We start from the raw sequence: 18,430 nt of genomic DNA on the forward strand, positions 1-18,430 counted from the left end.
TTTTAGAATCTAACATTAATACCCAATGAAAAAGTCTGCGCAAACGGATAACTCGTTCCCCTCTCTGTCTTAATACTGGTGAGTCGGAACAAATCGGTCGTAGCGGCTACAACTTTAAAGTATTCGCATCCCCACTTTTTAGAAATGCGCTGAGGAAAGGTATAGGTTACTGACAGGTTCGACAGAACCAACGAATTATTATCCTGTACGAAACGACTGGTTTGATATACCGATGAATTATCATCAATCCGGCGATAGTGGGCTACGTCACCCGGTTCTTTCCAACGATCGTACAACACGCGTTTATCAGCATTATAAGTGGGGTTAGCCCCCTCTACCTTAGTCGCCAAAGTCGAATTATACAACTTACCTCCGACACGATATGTCAGCACGGCATATACATTCAACCCTTTATAAGCGATGTTATTAATTATATTACCGTTGACACTCGGTTCGGTATCGCCTACCACCACCTTGTCTTTGTAATCGTAAACAGAGGTCAACGATCCATCACGTTTGATGTACACTTCATTACCGGTAGCCGGATCAATTCCCGCCGAGCGCACCACGTAAATAGCAGTTGTAGAGTTACCGTTTTCGTACTGATTGGCTACCGTTCCACCGACATTGCTCTCGTCCTCCGTATTATTGCGCTCGTTCATGGCTTGTAACTCATTCGATATCTGCTTGATGGTATTCCGATTGTGGAAAGCAGAAAAAGTAGTCGACCACGAAAACTCTTTTTTACGTAACCAACTTACCTGTAAACGTCCTTCCAAACCCAGGTTCTCCACTTTTCCTACATTCTCTGTATAATACGAGAAACCTGTTGATGGAGCCACATTCATAGGTAACAGCAGGTTATCAGTCAGTTTACGGTATACATCACCAAAGAACGAAATTCGATTATCCAATAAAGTTATGTCGACACCAACATTGTAGGTCATGGTTTTCTGCCATTTCAGTTTATCATTTCCATATCCCTGAATAGTAGCTCCCCACGAATCCAAATAGACATTGTTCGGATCGTAGGAATATTTCGTGATAGCCTGTGAGGAAGCAAAGTTGATATTCCCTGTAGTACCGATAGAGGCGCGCAACTTCATCGTCATCAAGTCTTCGTTCATGAACGACTCTTTATCGACATTCCACGCCAATCCCAGTGACCAGAAAGGAGCGAACCGTGATTCGCTACCGAACTTGGATGAACCATCCGTACGGAAAGAGAAATCGGCATAATACTTCTCTTTAAAACCGTAGTTTGCATTCACCAAGAAACCTACCAAGCGTGACACGTCCGAACTGGAGGACGGCTTACTATTCTCGGCATACTGCTGAGCGTAATAGATATTGGTTAGGTTGTCGTTTAAGAAACCGGTAGCCGCAAACCCTTGCGCGTGGAATTCTGTAGAGGTAAAGTTTGTTCCGGCGGTCACATTTAATGTATGATCGTCCTTATAAGTATCATAATAGGACAACATGACGTTTCCGTCGAAAGTCTCCTCGGTAGAATTGGAGTAAGTCGCCTTTCCCCTCCGCTTCACATCTGTTTCATCCTTGAACACCGGTGAATTGGGAGAAAGAAACGTTTCGCTCTGTGCCAACGCTTTTGTATAGCTAAGCCGAGACGTTAACCGAAAAGCATTCATAAATCTCCATTCCAATGAGAAGTTATCTTGCCAGGTAGTTGTCTTGGTATCATCCTTATTCGGCAAACTGGCATTAATCATCGGATTGATGGCATTGGTGGAAAGCACTTTGACAAACTCACCATTCTCATCATAAATACGATCATAGGGATTCTGCTGTGCATATGTACTGAAAGAACCATACGGAGAATTTTTGGCCGTTAGATTGGAGACGGCCAGATCATTGCGAACGCGAAAGTTCTCTCCAATGTTATAATCGAGCACAGCACTGATTCCGTAATTATCACGTCCCGATTTCTTCATAACTCCTTTATTGGTATCATATCGCAGATTCAGCTGATAGCGCAGATTGCTATCGCCCCCCTCGAGCACTGCTGAGTACTTCTGGTTCAAAGAGGTCTGTACCGGTTGCGATAACCAATAGGTATTGACTCCACGAGCCACTTCCTGCAACCGAGCGTTATAGAGTTTATCCATTTGCAACTGCCCTTCCGAACCACCGGCCGAATAGACATAGACACCTGCACGCTTCTCAAACTCCAGTTTTTCGGCTGCATTCATCAGGTTATAATCTCGCAAGTCGGGGATGGATACGGTATAATTAGCATTAAAGGATACTTTTATTCGTCCCGGAATCGGACGCTTGGTATTCATTACAATGACTCCATTGGCACCACGCGAACCATACACAGCGGTAGCAGAAGCATCTTTCAGGATGGTAATATTATCAATTCGGTTTATATCATAGTCGTAAACTGTTTCAGCGCTTACTTCCACCCCGTCAAGAATGTACAGCGGAGCATTCGGATTGCTACGGGAGCCTTCGGCAGATCCACGCAAATCAAAGGTACTTTGTCCGCGTAACGTCATCTCCGGTACCCGGTTCGGGTCGGCACCATACTCCAATTGTTCGGTCATACGCAAAGAAGGATTAAAAGCTGAGATCGTGCTCATGATGTTAGTCGCTCCCAGATCCTGCAATTGTTCCGCCTTGATAGAAATCTCGGATCCGGTAAAGCTCTCGCGCTTACGATTGTAGTAACCATTTACTACCACCTCGCTTAGCTGATTCTCGTCTTCATCCAGCTTTATTACGATGTTTTCCTGATTTCCGAGTGATAAGGTACGCTCTTTATAACCGACATAGGTGAATTTCAAAACGACATCTTCCGGAACTTTCAAGGAGAACGTTCCATCTACCTGCGTAGTAGTTCCCACTACTATTTTACCTTTCCGAACAGCGGCCACATTGACACCGATAAGTTCTTCACCCGTTTTATTGTCAAGCACACTTCCTTTCACGACCCGCTCTTCTTCTCGGGAAGTTTTCTGCTGCTTCACCTTCTGTATCACTACGGTATTGTTGTGTACCATGTAAGTAAACCCGTACTTCTTCAGGCAACTCTCCATAGCGGCATCAAAAGATACATTCTTAACATTGATCGTTACGTTTTTTTCCTTGGGCATTTCATCTACATTGTAAGAAATCCCGTAATTTGTCTGGTCTACAATAGCTGTTATAGCCTGCTGCAAAGAGACATTGTGCAAGTTTACACTCACATTCTGAGCTACAGCCCATGTGCTACAGCAAACCAACAACAATGTGCTCAAGCCGATAGGCTTAAAAAGCACTCCAACACGTTTCGTGTTTGCCAGAAATCTTCTAATAAATTTCATTGTTTTTAGTGTTTAATTATTTTCATTACCCTCATTTAGATATACAGTTCTTCCTTTAATCTGATAATCGACCTCTCCGGTCAGTTTTAATAATTCCAAGATGCTTTCAATCTGATTGAATTTCTGAGTTTTCGAGTAGAATATTAGTTGTTTGGTCGCCGGAGAATTAAAAACTATCTTTATGTCATATTTGCGTTCCAAATCTTTCGCAATATCCGAAAGCTTCCGGTTGTTGAAATACAATTTCCCTTCGCTCCAGGAAATAATATCTTCCACATTCGTCTCTTCAGGAACACTCACGAAGGTGTCGTTATTGCAATTGATTTCTTGTTTGGGATGCAGCAATTGGTCGAGCCCTTTGGCGTCGGTTACTTTAAGTTTACCTTCAATCAAAGTTACATTGCTGTAAGAGTCTTTCGGATAAGCTTTTATATTAAATATTGTTCCATACACAAAGGTCTTGACACGTGGAGAATGTACGATAAACGGATGTTCGGCATCCGCTTGTACCCGGAAATAACCTTCTCCCTGTAGAAAGACTTCACGCGGACTGTTTTCTTTGAAAAGAATCGGATAACGCAGGCGGGACTCAGAATTGAGACGTACTGTTGTCCCATCAGCTAACTCCACATCATAAATCTTTCCCCGAGGACAATCAATTCATTATAGAGCAAGGAGTCATTAATACTTGGCAGATAATTGCCTTCTTTCGAATAACTGATTTTCTCTTCTGAAGTATAAATCCGTACTCCCTGCTGCTCCAAGCTATTTATTGGTTGATGGTTGGCCAGGAACTCAATTCGAGAAGCTGTTCTGAGCATTACGGGATGGTCCACTTCCGGAATTAACACAACCGGTTCATCCACTCGGGGCGTTATAAAATAGAACAATCCGGTCCCCAGTCCCAGTAATAAAAGAAAAGAGGCGGCGATCGATGCATTTCTCCATCGTTGCTTCCGATGGATAGCATGAACAAAGCGTTTTAGATTGTGACGCTTTCGCTCTTTCAGAAATCGAAGTTTAATAAGATCCCGCTGTATAGAAGAAGATTCACTCCATTGACTAAGCAGTGCCCGATGGTCCTTCTCCTCCAACCACGCTTCAAATAGCCTTTTCTCTTCTTCCGGGAGTTCATTTGAATCAAACACCTTTTCGTCTTTTTTATTTTTTATTCCCATAATGTGACCTTTTTACCTATATAACACCAATTTCCTCAATACTCGTGAATGAATAAATAGAAAAAAAATCATTTTTCACTTAATTATCGTTCGCCTTGCTTATCTTTTGTATAAAAATCATTCTCTTTTGTCAGAATAAACAGGCAATTCACTATCTTTCACTCTTTCGAATAGAAGAAGCAATTTATTAGTTATTTCTGTTCAAAAAGATAGAAGTAAAACGTAGTGCTATGCCGTTGTGACAGCAGTGCCAAGACGGTGGCACAGTTGTGCCAAAGCGATGGCACAGTTGTGCCAAGGCGGTGGCACTGCTGTCACAGTAGGTGTAAACAGTTACATCAACTGCCTTTTCCTGCTTTTAATCGTTCTTTTCAACAAACTAACCATAGGGCCGGATAAGTATTTATTCCACTAGCACCTATCCTGCGCACGATTTAAATCAAAACAAAGACTCTTAAATGTTCTTTTATTCTGCACCTGACTGAAATAATTTCATCAGATGTACTCTCCACTTCCGCTTTTTTTCGTAATTTTACCCCATGTTGGAAAGTAGAGCCTTCTGACGTTTGAGAACAGAAAAAGAAAAAACAATATATAAAATGAATCACAAATGGAATTATCAACCCATTACACCCGAACAGGCAGAGACAAGCAAGAATTAGCACAAGAATTAGGATTAGTCCTATCCTTGGCCAACTCTTGATACAGCGGGGAATCACTACGGCTCCGGAAGCCAAGAAGTTTTTCCGCCCGCAGTTGCCCGACCTGCACGATCCATTCCTGATGGAGGATATGGACCTTGCGGTAGAACGTCTGAACCAGGCGATGGGAAAGAAAGAACGCATTCTGATTTATGGAGATTATGACGTAGACGGTACTACTGCCGTAGCATTGGTCTACAAGTTTATTCAACAGTTTTATTCAAACATTGACTATTACATCCCCGATCGTTACAACGAAGGGTATGGAGTTTCTAAAAAAGGGATAGACTATGCCTCCGAAAGTGGCGTAGGGTTAATTATTGTGCTCGACTGTGGTATCAAAGCTGTAGAAGAGATCACATATGCAAAAGAAAAGGGAATCGACTTTATCATCTGCGACCATCATGTACCCGATGATATTCTCCCGCCGGCTGTCGCTATCTTGAACGCCAAAAGGTTGGATAATACGTATCCATACACGCACCTATCCGGTTGCGGTGTCGGATTTAAATTCATGCAGGCATTCGCGATTAACAACGGCATCGAATTTCATCACCTAATCCCTTTGCTGGACTTGGTAGCAGTCAGCATCGCTTCAGACATTGTGCCGATTATGGGGGAAAACCGAATTCTGGCTTTCCATGGCTTAAAGCAGTTGAACAGCAACCCGAGTATAGGTATGAAAGCCATCATTGATGTTTGCGGATTGTCTGAACGGGAAATCACAATCAGTGACATTGTCTTCAAAATCGGACCACGCATCAATGCATCGGGACGAATCCAGAGTGGAAAAGAAGCAGTGGATCTATTAACGGAAAAAGATTTTTCCGCGGCATTGGAGAAGTCCCGACAGATTAACCAATACAATGAGACTCGTAAAGATCTGGATAAAACGATGACAGAGGAGGCTAATCAAATCGTTAACAACCTCGAAGGATTAGCTGACAGACGCTCTATCGTGATCTATAACGAAGAATGGCATAAAGGTGTAATCGGTATTGTAGCTTCTCGCCTAACGGAGGTTTACTACCGTCCGGCAGTTGTCTTAACACGTACCGACAATATGGCTACCGGTTCGGCACGTTCCGTATCGGGTTTCGACGTATACAAAGCAATTGAACATTGCCGGGATCTTTTGGAGAATTTCGGTGGGCACACCTATGCAGCCGGTTTATCAATGAAAGTGGAGAATGTGGAAGCATTTACCAAACGGTTCGAAGCATTTGTTTCCCAACACATTCTACCGGAGCAAACGAGTGCTTTTATAAATATAGATTCCGAAATCGATTTCAGAGATATCACAAGTAAGTTCTTTGGTCACTTGAAGAAATTCAATCCATTTGGGCCTGACAATCTCAAACCGATCTTCTGCACACATCATGTGTATGATTACGGAACGAGCAAAGTGGTGGGACGTGAACAGGAACATATCAAGTTGGAACTGGTCGATAATAAGTCGAATAATGTCATGAACGGTATTGCTTTTGGGCAAAGTTCACACGTACGATACATCAAAACCAAACGTTCCTTCGACATCTGTTATACGATCGAAGAGAATACGCATAAACGTGGAGAAGTCCAATTGCAAATCGAGGACATCAAACCTGCTGAATAGCAAGCCTCCCTTTCGCGAATGACAAGGAGGCTCAGAGAGCCTAACCACATGGAGAACAATAAAAAGGAGAGAAATCCGATAGAACTTTATCGTTCCATACTAAAACAATACTGGGGTTATGATAGCTTCCGTGATCTACAGGAAGCTATCATAACCAGTATCGGTGAAGGACGCGACACTTTAGGATTGATGCCTACCGGGGGAGGTAAATCGATTACCTTCCAAGTTCCGGCACTCGCACAAGAGGGAATCTGTATCGTTATTACTCCGCTCATCGCCTTAATGAAAGACCAAGTGCAGAACCTCCGGAAAAGAGGAATTAAAGCACTTGCCATTTACTCCGGTATGTCTCGGCAAGAGATACTTACCGCACTGGAGAATTGCATCTTCGGCAATTATAAATTTCTGTATATATCTCCCGAACGTTTGGACACAGAAATCTTTCGTACCAAACTTCGATCCATGAAGGTTTCTATGGTTACCGTGGACGAAAGTCATTGTATATCCCAATGGGGCTACGACTTCCGTCCGGCTTATCTCAAAATCTCCGAGATAAGAGACCTACTTCCGAACGCCCCTATACTGGCACTGACGGCAACCGCAACACCTGAAGTAGTAGAAGACATACAGGAGAAGCTGAAATTCCGCGAGAAAAATGTATTCCGCATGAGTTTCGAACGGAAAAACCTGGCTTATCTCGTCCACAAGACCGATAATAAGTATGGTGAATTATTACGTATTCTACAAAGAACTCCGGGCAGTTCCATCATTTATGTGCGTAACCGACGGAAGACGAAAGAAGTCACCGAATTTCTGATCAACGAAGGAATCACCGCTGATTTTTATCACGCCGGACTGGATAATGCTGTGAAAGATCTTCGCCAAAAACGATGGCAAAACGGTGAAGTCCGCGTTATGGTATCAACGAATGCGTTTGGCATGGGAATCGACAAACCTGATGTCCGAATCGTATTTCATCTGGATCTTCCTGACTCACTGGAAGCTTATTTCCAAGAAGCCGGACGCGCAGGTAGAGATGGCGATAAAGCCTATGCTATTATACTATATTCCCAGTCCGACCGAACAACATTACAAAAGCGAATTTCTGATACGTTTCCCGTCAAAGAGTATATTATACAGGTCTATGAGCATCTACAATACTATTATCAGATGGCCATGGGCGATGGATTTCAATGTATAAGAGAGTTTAATCTGGAAGAATTTTGCCGCAAGTTCAAACACTTCCCCGTACCTGTGGACAGCGCATTGAGGATATTGACGCAAGCCGGCTATCTGGAATATACGGACGAACAAGATAATGCTTCCCGCATTCTTTTCACACTCCGCCGGGATGAACTATACAAGCTACGGGAGATGGGCTCCGAAACGGAAGCTTTGATACATGCGATCTTACGTTCTTACACAGGGGTATTTACCGACTATGCGTACATCAGCGAAGACTCCATTGCCGTACGCACCGGTTTAACACGGCAACAGATCTACAACATCTTAGTGGCATTAACCAAACGACGTATCGTAGACTACATCCCACGGAAAAAAACGCCTTATATAATATACACGCGCGAACGAATCGAGTTGCATGCTCTCCAGATTCCTACCTCAGCCTATGAAGATCGAAAAGCAAGATATGAGATGCGCATTAAGGCGATGGTAGATTATGTAACAACCGATGGCGCTTGTCGAAGCCGGATGCTATTGCATTACTTTGGAGAGAAAAATGAGCATAACTGCGGACAGTGCGACGTCTGCCTCAGTAACCGGTCGGCGAACAACCTAACGACTAAAATGCTGGAAGAATTAAAGAGCCGGATATTAACTTTATTGGAGCATGGCCCTAAAACTCCAATCGAAATAGCGAACGAACTAGAAACTAATCATGAAATTTTAGCGCAAGCTCTTCAATACTTATCGGAAACAGGAATCATAAAGATCGAAAGCGGAATGATACAAATTCCAAAATAAGTTATTACATTTGCAATGTAAACTCTAAAATTATAAGAAATCATGCCGAACTTCTTTAAATCTTTATTCTCCCGTAAATCGGAAAAGACAGAAGATGAAAAACAGAAAAACGACCAAAAGAATTTTGAGATATTTAAGTATGACGGACTACGCGCACAACGCATGGGACGTATTGATTATGCCGTGAAATGTTTTACTGAAGCACTCGCTATCGAAGAGGATTTTGAAACAATGGGCTACCTCAGCCAAATTTACATCCAATCCGGAGAGGCGGCTAATGCCCGAAATCTGTTAGAACGCATGGCGGAGATGGAATCTCATGTCACTAACACTTTCCTATCACTGGCTAATGTATGCTATATACTCGAAGATTATCCGGCAATGGAAGAAGCTGCTCAGAAAGCTATTGAATTAGAAGAGAGTAACGCAATGGCACATTTCTTTCTGGCTAAAGCTCGTAAGGGTCAGAATGACGAGATTATGACTATTGCTCATCTCACAAAGGCAATCGCGCTGAAAGAAGATTTCATCGAAGCTCGCTTGATACGTGCCGAAGCCCTACTCCACATGAAACAATATTCGGAAGTAATGGAGGATATAGATGCTATATTGGCTCATCATGCTGAAGAAGAGGCCGCACTTCTTCTTCGCGGAAAGGTTAAAGAGGCCAACGATGAAATGAGCGAAGCCGAAGCTGACTACTTACTCGTTACGGAAATCAATCCATTCAATGAGCAGGCCTATTTATACCTAGGACAGCTCTTTATTACTCAAAAGAAGATGGAAGAGGCAATCGGCTTATTCGATGAAGCAATTGAGCTAAACCCCAACTTTGCGGCGGCTTATCATGAGCGTGGCCGTGCCAAATTATTGAATGGGGACAAAGAAGGCTCGGTAGAAGATATGAAGATATCCTTGGAATTGAATCCTAAGGAGGAAGCTGCTTTGAACGGTAGCTACAACAATCTAGGTGGAAAGCCCGAAACACTACCCGGGATATTTTAAGCACACGTTCGGTACCGGTTGTCAAGCGGTACCGAACATCTCTTTCATTATTTTCTCTTTTTGATCAATACATATCCGATGAACAGCAACAACACGCCGGTTAGCCAGAAGGTCCAGACGTTAGCTGTACGCGATTCTGCTTTTAGCACATACTCTCCCGGTAGTAAACGATAGCCATCCACCTTCCAGATTAGCTGATTATCTTCGGTCAACTGCGTATTAGCAGCGATCAATTTTCCCGGCATAGCCAGTTCAAACTTGATTTGGTTAGCAAACAGTTCGACGATACGACCCCTCTTTTCAAACTCTTTATCCATCGCTTCCCCACGCGCTTTGTACATTTCGGTAAAAAAGTCACCACCATATTGTTCGTCCAGCAGTTTGCAGATGTATTCCGGAGAGCAGTCCGGCTTATCTTTTAGAGTTTTATCATGTGCAAAGACTGTCATTTTATCTCTTCGAATCTGCGACAAACGGACCGTGTCCGGCAAGGCATCCAAGAACTGCTCTACAACGCCATAAGCCAATTCAAACTGAGTTTGATAAAGCCATTGCTGGAACTGAGTAGTCAACTGGTTTAATTTCTCGCTCAGTTCAATTCCATTCATATCCACGCAGCCATTCAAATCCCCTTGAAACAACAATCTCTGTTCCTGCTTAGTCAAATATTTATCCATGGAGACAGGGCCTTTTTCTGTGATCTCTCCAAAGCTACATGAGTAGGTATAATACGTATAGAACCAACGGAAATGCTTTTCAAGTTTCTCTTGAGGTGCAACCAATGAACGCATCCATTCTTCTTTGGGAGTAAAGAAAAGCATATCCTCTGTCCCTTTCAACGACCGACTTACTTTCACATTTACTTTCTGCTTTTCGCCAAACGAATCAAAAAGTTCGAAAGAGTCCAAGCACGTAACCTGCCAATTAGCATCTAACAAGAATAAGAAAGGAGTCGTTGAACGATCACCCGCCCGAAAAGCCGAATCGGCAAACGCATATACAGAACGTTCTACTGTTCCATCCCGATGTACCCGAGTCGTCATCCTAAAATGACTGGTACAAGCTGTGAATGACAGCAATAAGACCAGAACGATTATTTTACTTCCACTTTTCATAAGTTCTATTTTATTAGGTTAGTATGAGTTATTTGAGAAAACTTATAGATAAAAATCTTTTTTCGAGACTCCTCTTCCCGACGTTCTTTCCACACAGCAGACAAACGCTGGCTCTTTTCGATGACACCCATCTCCGGCGTCCATACAATCGTCTCTTCCGGTTCTTTTGGTTCCAAAAGAAAACTTGTTGACTGCAAGGCTATTCCAGCCTGATCCCTGTCGAACGTGATAGGATAAACATACGTTTCATAAACAAAGAGCGTAAATAGCAAACTCGCTGCCACTGACAAACTCCAGTTTATCAATTTGGATATTTTCTTCTTCCTCCGCGACGTATTATCTATTCCTTCAAAGATCAGTTCAACCATCTTTTCAGGTTCTCTTAAGACCGGTGAGGCTAACCTCATTTCTTGTAACCATTGCTCATATTGTTCTTCTTCACTTTTCATAAGCCCGCATTTATTTGATTAATTTTACTTCTGATAATCTTTCGTGCATGATACAGATTCTGTTTGATTTCCACGCCGGTCATCCCCGTAATCAGTATGACTTCCGAGACCTCCAACTCTTCCACATCACGCAAGGTAAATACGATCTTTTGTTTCGGACTAAGTTCTTCGGTAAAACGCAAAATCAATTCTTTCAATTCTCTATTAATCATACGCTCTTCTATGTCTCGCGGCTTGCGACATTACATGTTTTGGCATCCTCAACTGCATAATTAAAAGGTGAACGCTGCAAAGCCCGCAAACGATCATAACACATGTTACAAGTGACTCTATAGAGCCAAGTAGAAAATCGATAGGTGGAATCGTATTTATCCAATGATAGCCAGATTTTAATAAACACCTCCTGAGTCATATCCCGAGCTTCCTCATCCTGACAGAGCAGCCGAAAGGCAAGTCTGAATACACGCTCCTGAAACTCTAAAATCAATTGAGCAAAAGCTTTCCTATCATCAGCTTTGCTTCGTTCAATAAGATTCCCGATTTGTTCTTGAGTTATCATTTCATCACCTGTTTATATATAATACGTCCAAATGCACTTCAAGTCGAATGATTTCGGCAAAAAAAGAAAAAAATATCATTTATTGTTTGAATATAACAGAAATTTATTACTTTTGCCCCTGAATTAGAAACAAAAGAGAAAAAAACAACGATTCGGATGAAATCATTTACTTATGCATATTACTTCTTTTTTTACTTTTACTTTAGCAGCAAAGTAGAGCGGGAGTTTGTATGTGTCTAGTGACAATGATGCTTAAGAACTAAATAAAGAGTTAATCATATAAATCCCGCTCCAACAATGGATGCGGGATTTTTTTATACCATACATCAAAACAATGAGAAAAATAGCAATTCAAGGAACACTCGGCTCATACCACGATATAGCCGCACACAAGTACTTCGAGGGAGAAGAAATAGAGTTAATCTGCTGCACTAACTTCGAAGACGTGTTTACAGCCGTACGTCGTGACAGCCAGGTTATCGGAATGCTGGCCATTGAAAACACCATTGCGGGAAGCTTGTTGTACAACAACGAGTTGTTACGCCAAAGTGGTGCGCAGATTATCGGAGAATATAAGTTGCGCATTTCTCATAGTTTTGTATGCTTGCCCGACGAGGACTGGGCCGACTTGGTCGAAGTTAACTCTCACCCCATCGCACTCATGCAATGCCGGGAGTTCCTCAATCAACACCCCCAGCTGAAAGTTGTGGAAGGCGAAGATACTGCACGCAGTGCGGAGATCATTCAAAAAGAGAATCTGAAAGGTCATGCCGCTATCTGCTCCAGAGCTGCCGCCGAACGCTATGGTATGAAAGTGTTGCAGGAAGGAATTGAGACTAATAAACACAACTTCACCCGTTTTTTAATTGCAGCTGATCCTTGGCAGGCGGACGAGCTTCGTCAACACCATGCCAACACGCTCAATAAATCGAGTATGGTATTTACGCTTCCCCACTCGGAAGGAAGTCTTTCGCAAGTCCTGTCCATTCTTTCTTTTTACAATATCAATCTGACTAAAATACAATCTCTTCCGATCATCGGACGGGAATGGGAATATCAATTTTATGTAGATGTAGTATTCAACGATTATCTGAGATACAAACAGTCGATTACGGCCATAACTCCATTAACCAAAGAACTTAAAATTTTAGGCGAATATGCAGAAGGAAAATCAAGTATATAAAATAGCCCCGGCCGACAGACTGGCTAGTGTGAGCGAATACTACTTCTCGAAGAAACTAAAAGAGGTAGCTCAGATGAATGCTGAAGGCAAAGATGTGATCAGCTTGGGAATAGGCAGTCCCGATATGCCTCCTTCGGAGAAGACAATCGAAACATTGTGCCATAACGCCCAAGATCCGAACGGTCACGGCTATCAACCTTATGTAGGAATACCCGAGTTGCGAAAGAGCTTTGCCAATTGGTACCAACAGTGGTACGGAGTGGAGCTAAATCCGAATACGGAAATTCAACCATTAATTGGTTCTAAAGAAGGGATTCTGCATGTTACACTGGCGTTTGTCAATCCGGGCGAACAGGTACTCGTACCCAATCCGGGATATCCGACTTATACCTCACTCAGCAAAATCCTTGGAGCAGAGGTAATCAACTACGACTTGAAAGAGGAAGAAGGATGGATGCCTGACTTTGATGCATTGGAACAGATGGACCTCAGCCGCGTAAAACTGATGTGGACCAACTATCCCAATATGCCGACAGGTGCCAATGCAACTCCGGAACTGTACGAACGTTTGGTTGATTTCGCCCGCCGCCATCAATTGGTGATCGTGAACGACAACCCATACAGCTTTATTCTGAACGATCATCCGATCAGTATTTTAAGCGTGCCGGGAGCTAAAGAATGTTGCATCGAATTCAATTCAATGAGCAAAAGTCATAATATGCCAGGGTGGCGCATCGGTATGCTCGCCTCGAATCCGGAGTTTATACAATGGATTTTGAAAGTAAAAAGCAATATCGATAGCGGAATGTTCCGGGCCATGCAATTGGCTGCCGCTACCGCACTGGAAGCCGAAGCGGACTGGTACGAAAGTAATAACAAAAACTATCGCAACCGCCGTAATCTGGCTGGAGAAATCATGAAAGCCTTGGGATGTACCTATGACGAAAAGCAAGTAGGCATGTTTCTCTGGGGTAAGATTCCGGCTTCGTGCAAAGATGTGGAAGAATTGACCGAGAAAGTTCTCCACGAGGCAAGGGTGTTTATCACTCCGGGATTTATCTTCGGAAGCAATGGAGCCCGGTACATCCGCATCTCCTTATGCTGTAAAGACAGTAAATTGGCGGAAGCACTGAAACGCATCCAAATCCTGAATAATTAAATGTATAATAACAGAAAACTATAAATATAATGGAACTCGAATCAATTTTATTACCGGGCATTGAAGCTAAACGCCCTATCGTTATTGCCGGCCCTTGTAGTGCGGAAAGTGAAGAACAGGTTATGGAAACGGCCAAACAACTGGCTGACAAAGGACAAAAGATTTTCCGTGCCGGTATCTGGAAGCCGCGTACCAAACCGGGAGGCTTTGAAGGCGTTGGAGTTGAAGGCCTCGGATGGCTAAAGAACGTCAAAAAGGAAACAGGCATGTATGTTTCTACCGAGGTAGCTACCGCCAAGCATGTTTACGAATGTTTGAAAGCAGGCATCGATATCCTATGGGTAGGCGCTCGTACAACAGCCAATCCGTTTGCCGTACAAGAGATTGCCGATGCCTTGAAAGGAGTTGATATTCCGGTTTTAGTAAAGAACCCGGTTAATCCGGATCTGGAACTCTGGGTCGGTGCTTTGGAACGTATCAATAATGCTGGTTTGAAACGCCTGGGTGCTATACACCGCGGATTCAGCAGCTACGACAAGAAGATCTACCGCAACCTTCCCCAATGGCATATTCCAATCGAACTTCGTCGCCGTCTTCCGAACCTACCTATCTTCTGTGACCCGAGTCACATTGGTGGTAAACGTGAACTGATCGCTCCGCTTTGTCAGCAGGCTATGGACTTAAACTTCGACGGACTAATTGTAGAAAGCCATTGCAATCCGGATTGCGCATGGAGTGACGCCTCTCAACAAGTAACCCCGGATGTACTCGACTATATCCTCAACTTGCTGGTTATCCGTACAGAGACTCAGTCAACCGAGAGCTTGAGTCAGCTGCGCAAACAAATTGACGAATGCGACGACAACATCATTCAGGAACTTGCCAAAAGAATGCGCATCGCCCGTGAGATAGGAACTTATAAAAAAGAGCATAATATCACCATACTCCAAACCGGACGTTACAATGAAATTCTGGAGAAACGTGGTGCACAAGGTGAACAATGTAGCATGGATGCCGAATTTATGAAAAAGATATTCGAAGCGATCCACGAGGAATCCGTTCGCCAACAATTGGAAATTATTAATAAATAAAAAGACAGGTCCTTCCCCTTCCTCTCACAAAGAGAAGGTTGGGGAGAGACCCGTAAACAACATTATGAGAATACTTATCCTCGGAGCCGGCAAAATGGGCTCTTTCTTCACTGATATTCTAAGCTTCCAGCATGAGACAGCTGTGTTTGATGTTAACCCGCATCAACTGCGCTTTGTGTACAACACGTACCGTTTCACAACTCTGGAGGAAATCAAGGAATTTGAACCGGAACTCGTCATCAATGCCGCAACTGTAAAGTACACGCTGGACGCATTCCGCAAAGTACTTCCCGTACTCCCCAAGGACTGTATCATCAGCGATATAGCTTCCGTTAAAACGGGATTAAAGAAATTCTACGAAGAAAGCGGCTTCCGGTATGTATCTACCCATCCCATGTTCGGACCGACATTTGCCAGCCTCAATAATTTGGGGAGTGAAAACGCTATTATTATTAGTGAGAGCGATCATATGGGAAAGATTTTCTTTAAAGACTTATACCAGACTCTCCGCCTGAATATTTTCGAATACACATTCGACGAACATGATGAGACAGTAGCTTACTCACTCTCTATCCCGTTTGTATCTACCTTCGTATTTGCCGCCATAATGAAACACCAGGAAGCACCGGGTACTACATTCAAGAAGCATATGGCTATCGCTAAGGGATTGTTGAGCGAAGATGATTACTTGCTTCAGGAGATTCTGTTCAATCCACGCACCCCGTCGCAAGTAGCCAACATACGAACTGAGTTGAAACGGTTACTTGAAATCATTGAAAGCAAAGATGCGGCAGGAATGAAGGCTTACCTGACTAAAATCCGGGAAAAGATCAAATAACAATTTCTCTCTTACAGAAAAGCTTAATTCAGCATAAGCAGACTCCTCTTTTGCATTCGCTTGTTCTGAATAAAAGTAAGAAATACCCTCTCCCCTGCAAACAACTTTTTTTGCAGGGGATTTTTTTATGTGTACCTTTGTGTTGCTAAAAAAAGAGGAAAATTAGAATGATTGATCAAGCCACCATTGACCGTATATTGGATGCTGCACAAATTGTAGATGTAGTATCAGAATTCGTCACACTTCGTAAGCGGGGTGTGAACTTTGTCGGCTTGTGTCCGTTCCATAACGAGAAAACGCCCTCTTTCAGTGTCTCTCCGGCCAAAGGATTATGCAAGTGTTTCAGTTGTGGAAAAGGTGGAAATGTAGTTCACTTCATCATGGAACATGAACAGATGTCCTATTATGAAGCACTGAAGTACCTGGCCAAAAAGTATAATATTGAAATAAAGGAGCGGGAGCTTACCAACGAGGAGAGACAGGCACAATCTACGCGCGAAAGTATGTTTATCGTTAATAACTTCGCCCGTGACTACTTTCAGAATATTCTAAAGAACCATGTTGACGGACGTAGCATCGGTATGGCCTATTTACGCCAAAGAGGATTCCGTGACGATATTATCGAAAAGTTTCAAGTAGGCTATTGTACCGATAGTCATGATTCTTTGGCTCAGGAAGCCCTACGATTAGGGTATAAAAAAGAGTTCCTTGTTAAAACCGGTGTTTGCTACGAAACGGACGATCATCGTCTTCGGGACCGTTTCTGGGGACGTATCATTTTCCCCGTGCACACGCTTTCCGGCAAGGTTGTTGCCTTCGGAGGCCGTGTACTCAGTACGCAGACTAAAGGCATAAAGGTGAAGTACGTCAACTCACCGGAATCCGAGATCTATCACAAGAGCAGTGAGTTATATGGAATCTTTTTTGCCAAGCAAGCGATTGTTAAACAAGACCGCTGCTTCCTGGTAGAAGGATATACCGATGTTATCTCCATGCATCAAGCAGGGGTTGAGAATGTAGTATCCTCTTCGGGAACCGCTCTTACTCCCGGACAAATACGACTTATTCATCGTTTTACGAACAACATAACCGTACTCTATGACGGTGACGTAGCGGGAATCAAAGCCTCTCTCCGTGGTATCGATATGCTATTGGAGGAGGGAATGAATATCAAAGTCTGCCTACTCCCCGATGGAGAAGACCCTGACTCTTTCGCCCGCAAACATAATTCGGAAGGGTTCCAGAACTTTATCCGCGACCATGAATCCGACTTCATTCGTTTCAAGACCAATCTCTTGATGGAGGATGCCGGAAAAGACCCGATCAAGCGTGCGGAATTGATCAGCGACATTGTACGAAGCATCTCCGTTATTCCGGAAGCAATTGTACGTGATGTGTATATTAAGGAGTGTAGTCAACAACTTCGTATCGAAGAAAAGTTATTAGTAGCTGAAGTTGCCAAATTGCGAGAAGCACAAGCAGCCAAAGCTAACAGACCGATGCTAAACCCTTCTCCTACCAATGAACCGGGACAGCCCGCCTCTCCTAATACTGCATCCGAAGGAGGAACTCCTCCCCCTTACGACGCTCCGATGCCGGAAGAGGTTTATGAGTCTTTCATCCCGCAAGAGGGGAAAGAGGGACAAGAATTCTATAAATTCGAGCGGCTTATTCTCCAAACAGTCATACGCTATGGAGAACGAATCATGTGTAATGTGAAAGATGAGGAAGGAAATGAAGTTCCGGTGAGAGTACTTGAATATGTAATCAGCGATCTGAAAGGCGACGAACTGTCCTTTCACAATCCACAACATCGCCAAATCCTCTCGGAGGCTGCCGCGCATCTGTATGATAATGGTTTCAAGGCCGAGCGATATTTTCTATCACACCCCGATCCCACTATCAGCAAACTATGTGTGGATTTGATTAACGTACGATATCAGCTCAGCAAATATCATTCAAAGACGCAGAAGATTGTAACCGACGAAGAACGTCTGTACGAATTGGTTCCCATGTTGATGGTCAACTTCAAATATGCCATTGTTACAGAGGAACTCAAGCATTTACTTTATGCACTGCAAGACCCGGCTCTAGCCAACAATAATGAGAAATGTGATTCGTTAATGAAGCGATATAATAGTTTGCGGGAGGTACAAAGTTTAATGGCTAAACGTTTGGGTGACCGCGTTGTTCTGCGATAGTCACCCGTAACCACCCCTCCTGATTCA

General features: G+C 43.3%; 13 protein-coding genes and 2 pseudogenes. 9 read left to right on the forward strand and 6 right to left on the reverse strand.

Annotation, left to right across the window (positions count from 1 at the left end):
* Positions 1 to 2: 2 nt before the first annotated feature.
* From JCM10512_RS01275 to JCM10512_RS01285, 3 genes are read right to left on the reverse strand one after another with little or no spacing between them, the layout of a single operon-like run.
* Entirely contained in the window at positions 3 to 3,326 is a 3,324-nt protein-coding gene (locus JCM10512_RS01275; protein ID WP_044159688.1) for a SusC/RagA family TonB-linked outer membrane protein, read from the reverse strand.
* 12 nt (positions 3,327 to 3,338) lie between these two features.
* On the reverse strand, positions 3,339 to 3,956 hold the full coding sequence (locus JCM10512_RS01280) for a FecR family protein (protein ID WP_044159690.1): 618 nt from the start codon (positions 3,954 to 3,956) through the stop codon (positions 3,339 to 3,341).
* Entirely contained in the window at positions 3,947 to 4,504 is a 558-nt protein-coding gene (locus tag JCM10512_RS01285; RefSeq protein ID WP_044159692.1) for an anti-sigma factor, read from the reverse strand. Before JCM10512_RS01285 ends, JCM10512_RS01280 begins: the two co-directional genes overlap by 10 nt.
* A gap of 280 nt (positions 4,505 to 4,784) precedes the next feature.
* Between JCM10512_RS01285 and JCM10512_RS24515 the strand changes: the two genes are divergently transcribed.
* From JCM10512_RS24515 to JCM10512_RS01300, 4 genes and pseudogenes are all read left to right on the forward strand, one after another.
* Positions 4,785 to 4,919 carry a hypothetical protein gene (locus tag JCM10512_RS24515; RefSeq protein WP_262482578.1) on the forward strand — a complete coding sequence of 45 codons (135 nt, stop codon included), beginning with the start codon at positions 4,785 to 4,787 and terminating at the stop codon, positions 4,917 to 4,919.
* Between the two features lie 184 nt (positions 4,920 to 5,103).
* Positions 5,104 to 6,820 (forward strand): annotated as a pseudogene (recJ, locus tag JCM10512_RS01290) (single-stranded-DNA-specific exonuclease RecJ).
* 48 nt (positions 6,821 to 6,868) lie between these two features.
* Positions 6,869 to 8,803: a RecQ family ATP-dependent DNA helicase gene (locus tag JCM10512_RS01295; RefSeq protein ID WP_044159694.1), complete on the forward strand. Its 1,935-nt coding sequence runs from the start codon at positions 6,869 to 6,871 to the stop codon at positions 8,801 to 8,803.
* Between the two features lie 42 nt (positions 8,804 to 8,845).
* The gene (locus JCM10512_RS01300; RefSeq protein WP_044159696.1) at positions 8,846 to 9,808 is read left to right on the forward strand and encodes a tetratricopeptide repeat protein; all 963 of its coding nucleotides are present in this window, start codon (positions 8,846 to 8,848) and stop codon (positions 9,806 to 9,808) included.
* A gap of 47 nt (positions 9,809 to 9,855) precedes the next feature.
* On the opposite strand, the gene JCM10512_RS01305 is transcribed toward JCM10512_RS01300, so the two are convergent.
* The 3 genes and pseudogenes from JCM10512_RS01305 to JCM10512_RS01315 form a co-directional block, all read right to left on the reverse strand.
* Positions 9,856 to 10,923, reverse strand: a complete 1,068-nt coding sequence (locus tag JCM10512_RS01305) for a hypothetical protein (RefSeq protein WP_044159699.1) — start codon at positions 10,921 to 10,923, stop codon at positions 9,856 to 9,858.
* Positions 10,924 to 10,928: 5 nt separating this feature from the next.
* Positions 10,929 to 11,372 (reverse strand): hypothetical protein, encoded by a 444-nt coding sequence (locus JCM10512_RS21110; RefSeq protein ID WP_052517061.1) that lies wholly within the window; start codon positions 11,370 to 11,372, stop codon positions 10,929 to 10,931.
* Positions 11,369 to 11,931: pseudogene (locus JCM10512_RS01315) on the reverse strand (RNA polymerase sigma factor). Before JCM10512_RS01315 ends, JCM10512_RS21110 begins: the two are co-directional and overlap by 4 nt.
* Positions 11,932 to 12,265: 334 nt before the next feature.
* Between JCM10512_RS01315 and JCM10512_RS01320 the strand changes: the two are divergent.
* The 5 genes from JCM10512_RS01320 (at position 12,266) to dnaG (ending at position 18,403) form a co-directional block, all read left to right on the forward strand.
* Positions 12,266 to 13,114: a prephenate dehydratase gene (locus tag JCM10512_RS01320; RefSeq protein WP_044159701.1), complete on the forward strand. Its 849-nt coding sequence runs from the start codon at positions 12,266 to 12,268 to the stop codon at positions 13,112 to 13,114.
* Positions 13,089 to 14,273: a pyridoxal phosphate-dependent aminotransferase gene (locus tag JCM10512_RS01325; RefSeq protein WP_044159703.1), complete on the forward strand. Its 1,185-nt coding sequence runs from the start codon at positions 13,089 to 13,091 to the stop codon at positions 14,271 to 14,273. Before JCM10512_RS01320 ends, JCM10512_RS01325 begins: the two co-directional genes overlap by 26 nt.
* A gap of 29 nt (positions 14,274 to 14,302) precedes the next feature.
* Positions 14,303 to 15,364: a bifunctional 3-deoxy-7-phosphoheptulonate synthase/chorismate mutase type II gene (locus tag JCM10512_RS01330; protein ID WP_044159706.1), complete on the forward strand. Its 1,062-nt coding sequence runs from the start codon at positions 14,303 to 14,305 to the stop codon at positions 15,362 to 15,364.
* Between the two features lie 64 nt (positions 15,365 to 15,428).
* Complete coding sequence (locus tag JCM10512_RS01335) at positions 15,429 to 16,202, forward strand: prephenate dehydrogenase (RefSeq protein WP_044159708.1); 774 nt, start codon at positions 15,429 to 15,431, stop codon at positions 16,200 to 16,202.
* 167 nt (positions 16,203 to 16,369) lie between these two features.
* The gene (dnaG, locus tag JCM10512_RS01340) at positions 16,370 to 18,403 is read left to right on the forward strand and encodes a DNA primase (RefSeq protein ID WP_044159710.1); all 2,034 of its coding nucleotides are present in this window, start codon (positions 16,370 to 16,372) and stop codon (positions 18,401 to 18,403) included.
* Positions 18,404 to 18,430 lie beyond the last annotated feature (27 nt).

Source organism: Bacteroides reticulotermitis JCM 10512, assembly GCF_000517545.1.
GTDB lineage: Bacteria > Bacteroidota > Bacteroidia > Bacteroidales > Bacteroidaceae > Bacteroides > Bacteroides reticulotermitis.

Bases quoted from the DNA above. Each gene is read 5' to 3' on its own strand.
- JCM10512_RS01275 (WP_044159688.1), bottom strand. From the start codon at position 3,326: ATGAAATTTATTAGAAGATTTCTGGCAAACACGAAACGTGTTGGAGTG.
- JCM10512_RS01285 (WP_044159692.1), bottom strand. From the start codon at position 4,504: ATGGGAATAAAAAATAAAAAAGACGAAAAGGTGTTTGATTCAAATGAA.
- JCM10512_RS24515 (WP_262482578.1), top strand. From the start codon at position 4,785: ATGGCACAGTTGTGCCAAGGCGGTGGCACTGCTGTCACAGTAGGTGTA.
- JCM10512_RS01295 (WP_044159694.1), top strand. From the start codon at position 6,869: ATGGAGAACAATAAAAAGGAGAGAAATCCGATAGAACTTTATCGTTCC.
- JCM10512_RS01300 (WP_044159696.1), top strand. From the start codon at position 8,846: ATGCCGAACTTCTTTAAATCTTTATTCTCCCGTAAATCGGAAAAGACA.
- JCM10512_RS01305 (WP_044159699.1), bottom strand. From the start codon at position 10,923: ATGAAAAGTGGAAGTAAAATAATCGTTCTGGTCTTATTGCTGTCATTC.
- JCM10512_RS21110 (WP_052517061.1), bottom strand. From the start codon at position 11,372: ATGAAAAGTGAAGAAGAACAATATGAGCAATGGTTACAAGAAATGAGG.
- JCM10512_RS01320 (WP_044159701.1), top strand. From the start codon at position 12,266: ATGAGAAAAATAGCAATTCAAGGAACACTCGGCTCATACCACGATATA.
- JCM10512_RS01325 (WP_044159703.1), top strand. From the start codon at position 13,089: ATGCAGAAGGAAAATCAAGTATATAAAATAGCCCCGGCCGACAGACTG.
- JCM10512_RS01330 (WP_044159706.1), top strand. From the start codon at position 14,303: ATGGAACTCGAATCAATTTTATTACCGGGCATTGAAGCTAAACGCCCT.
- JCM10512_RS01335 (WP_044159708.1), top strand. From the start codon at position 15,429: ATGAGAATACTTATCCTCGGAGCCGGCAAAATGGGCTCTTTCTTCACT.
- dnaG (WP_044159710.1), top strand. From the start codon at position 16,370: ATGATTGATCAAGCCACCATTGACCGTATATTGGATGCTGCACAAATT.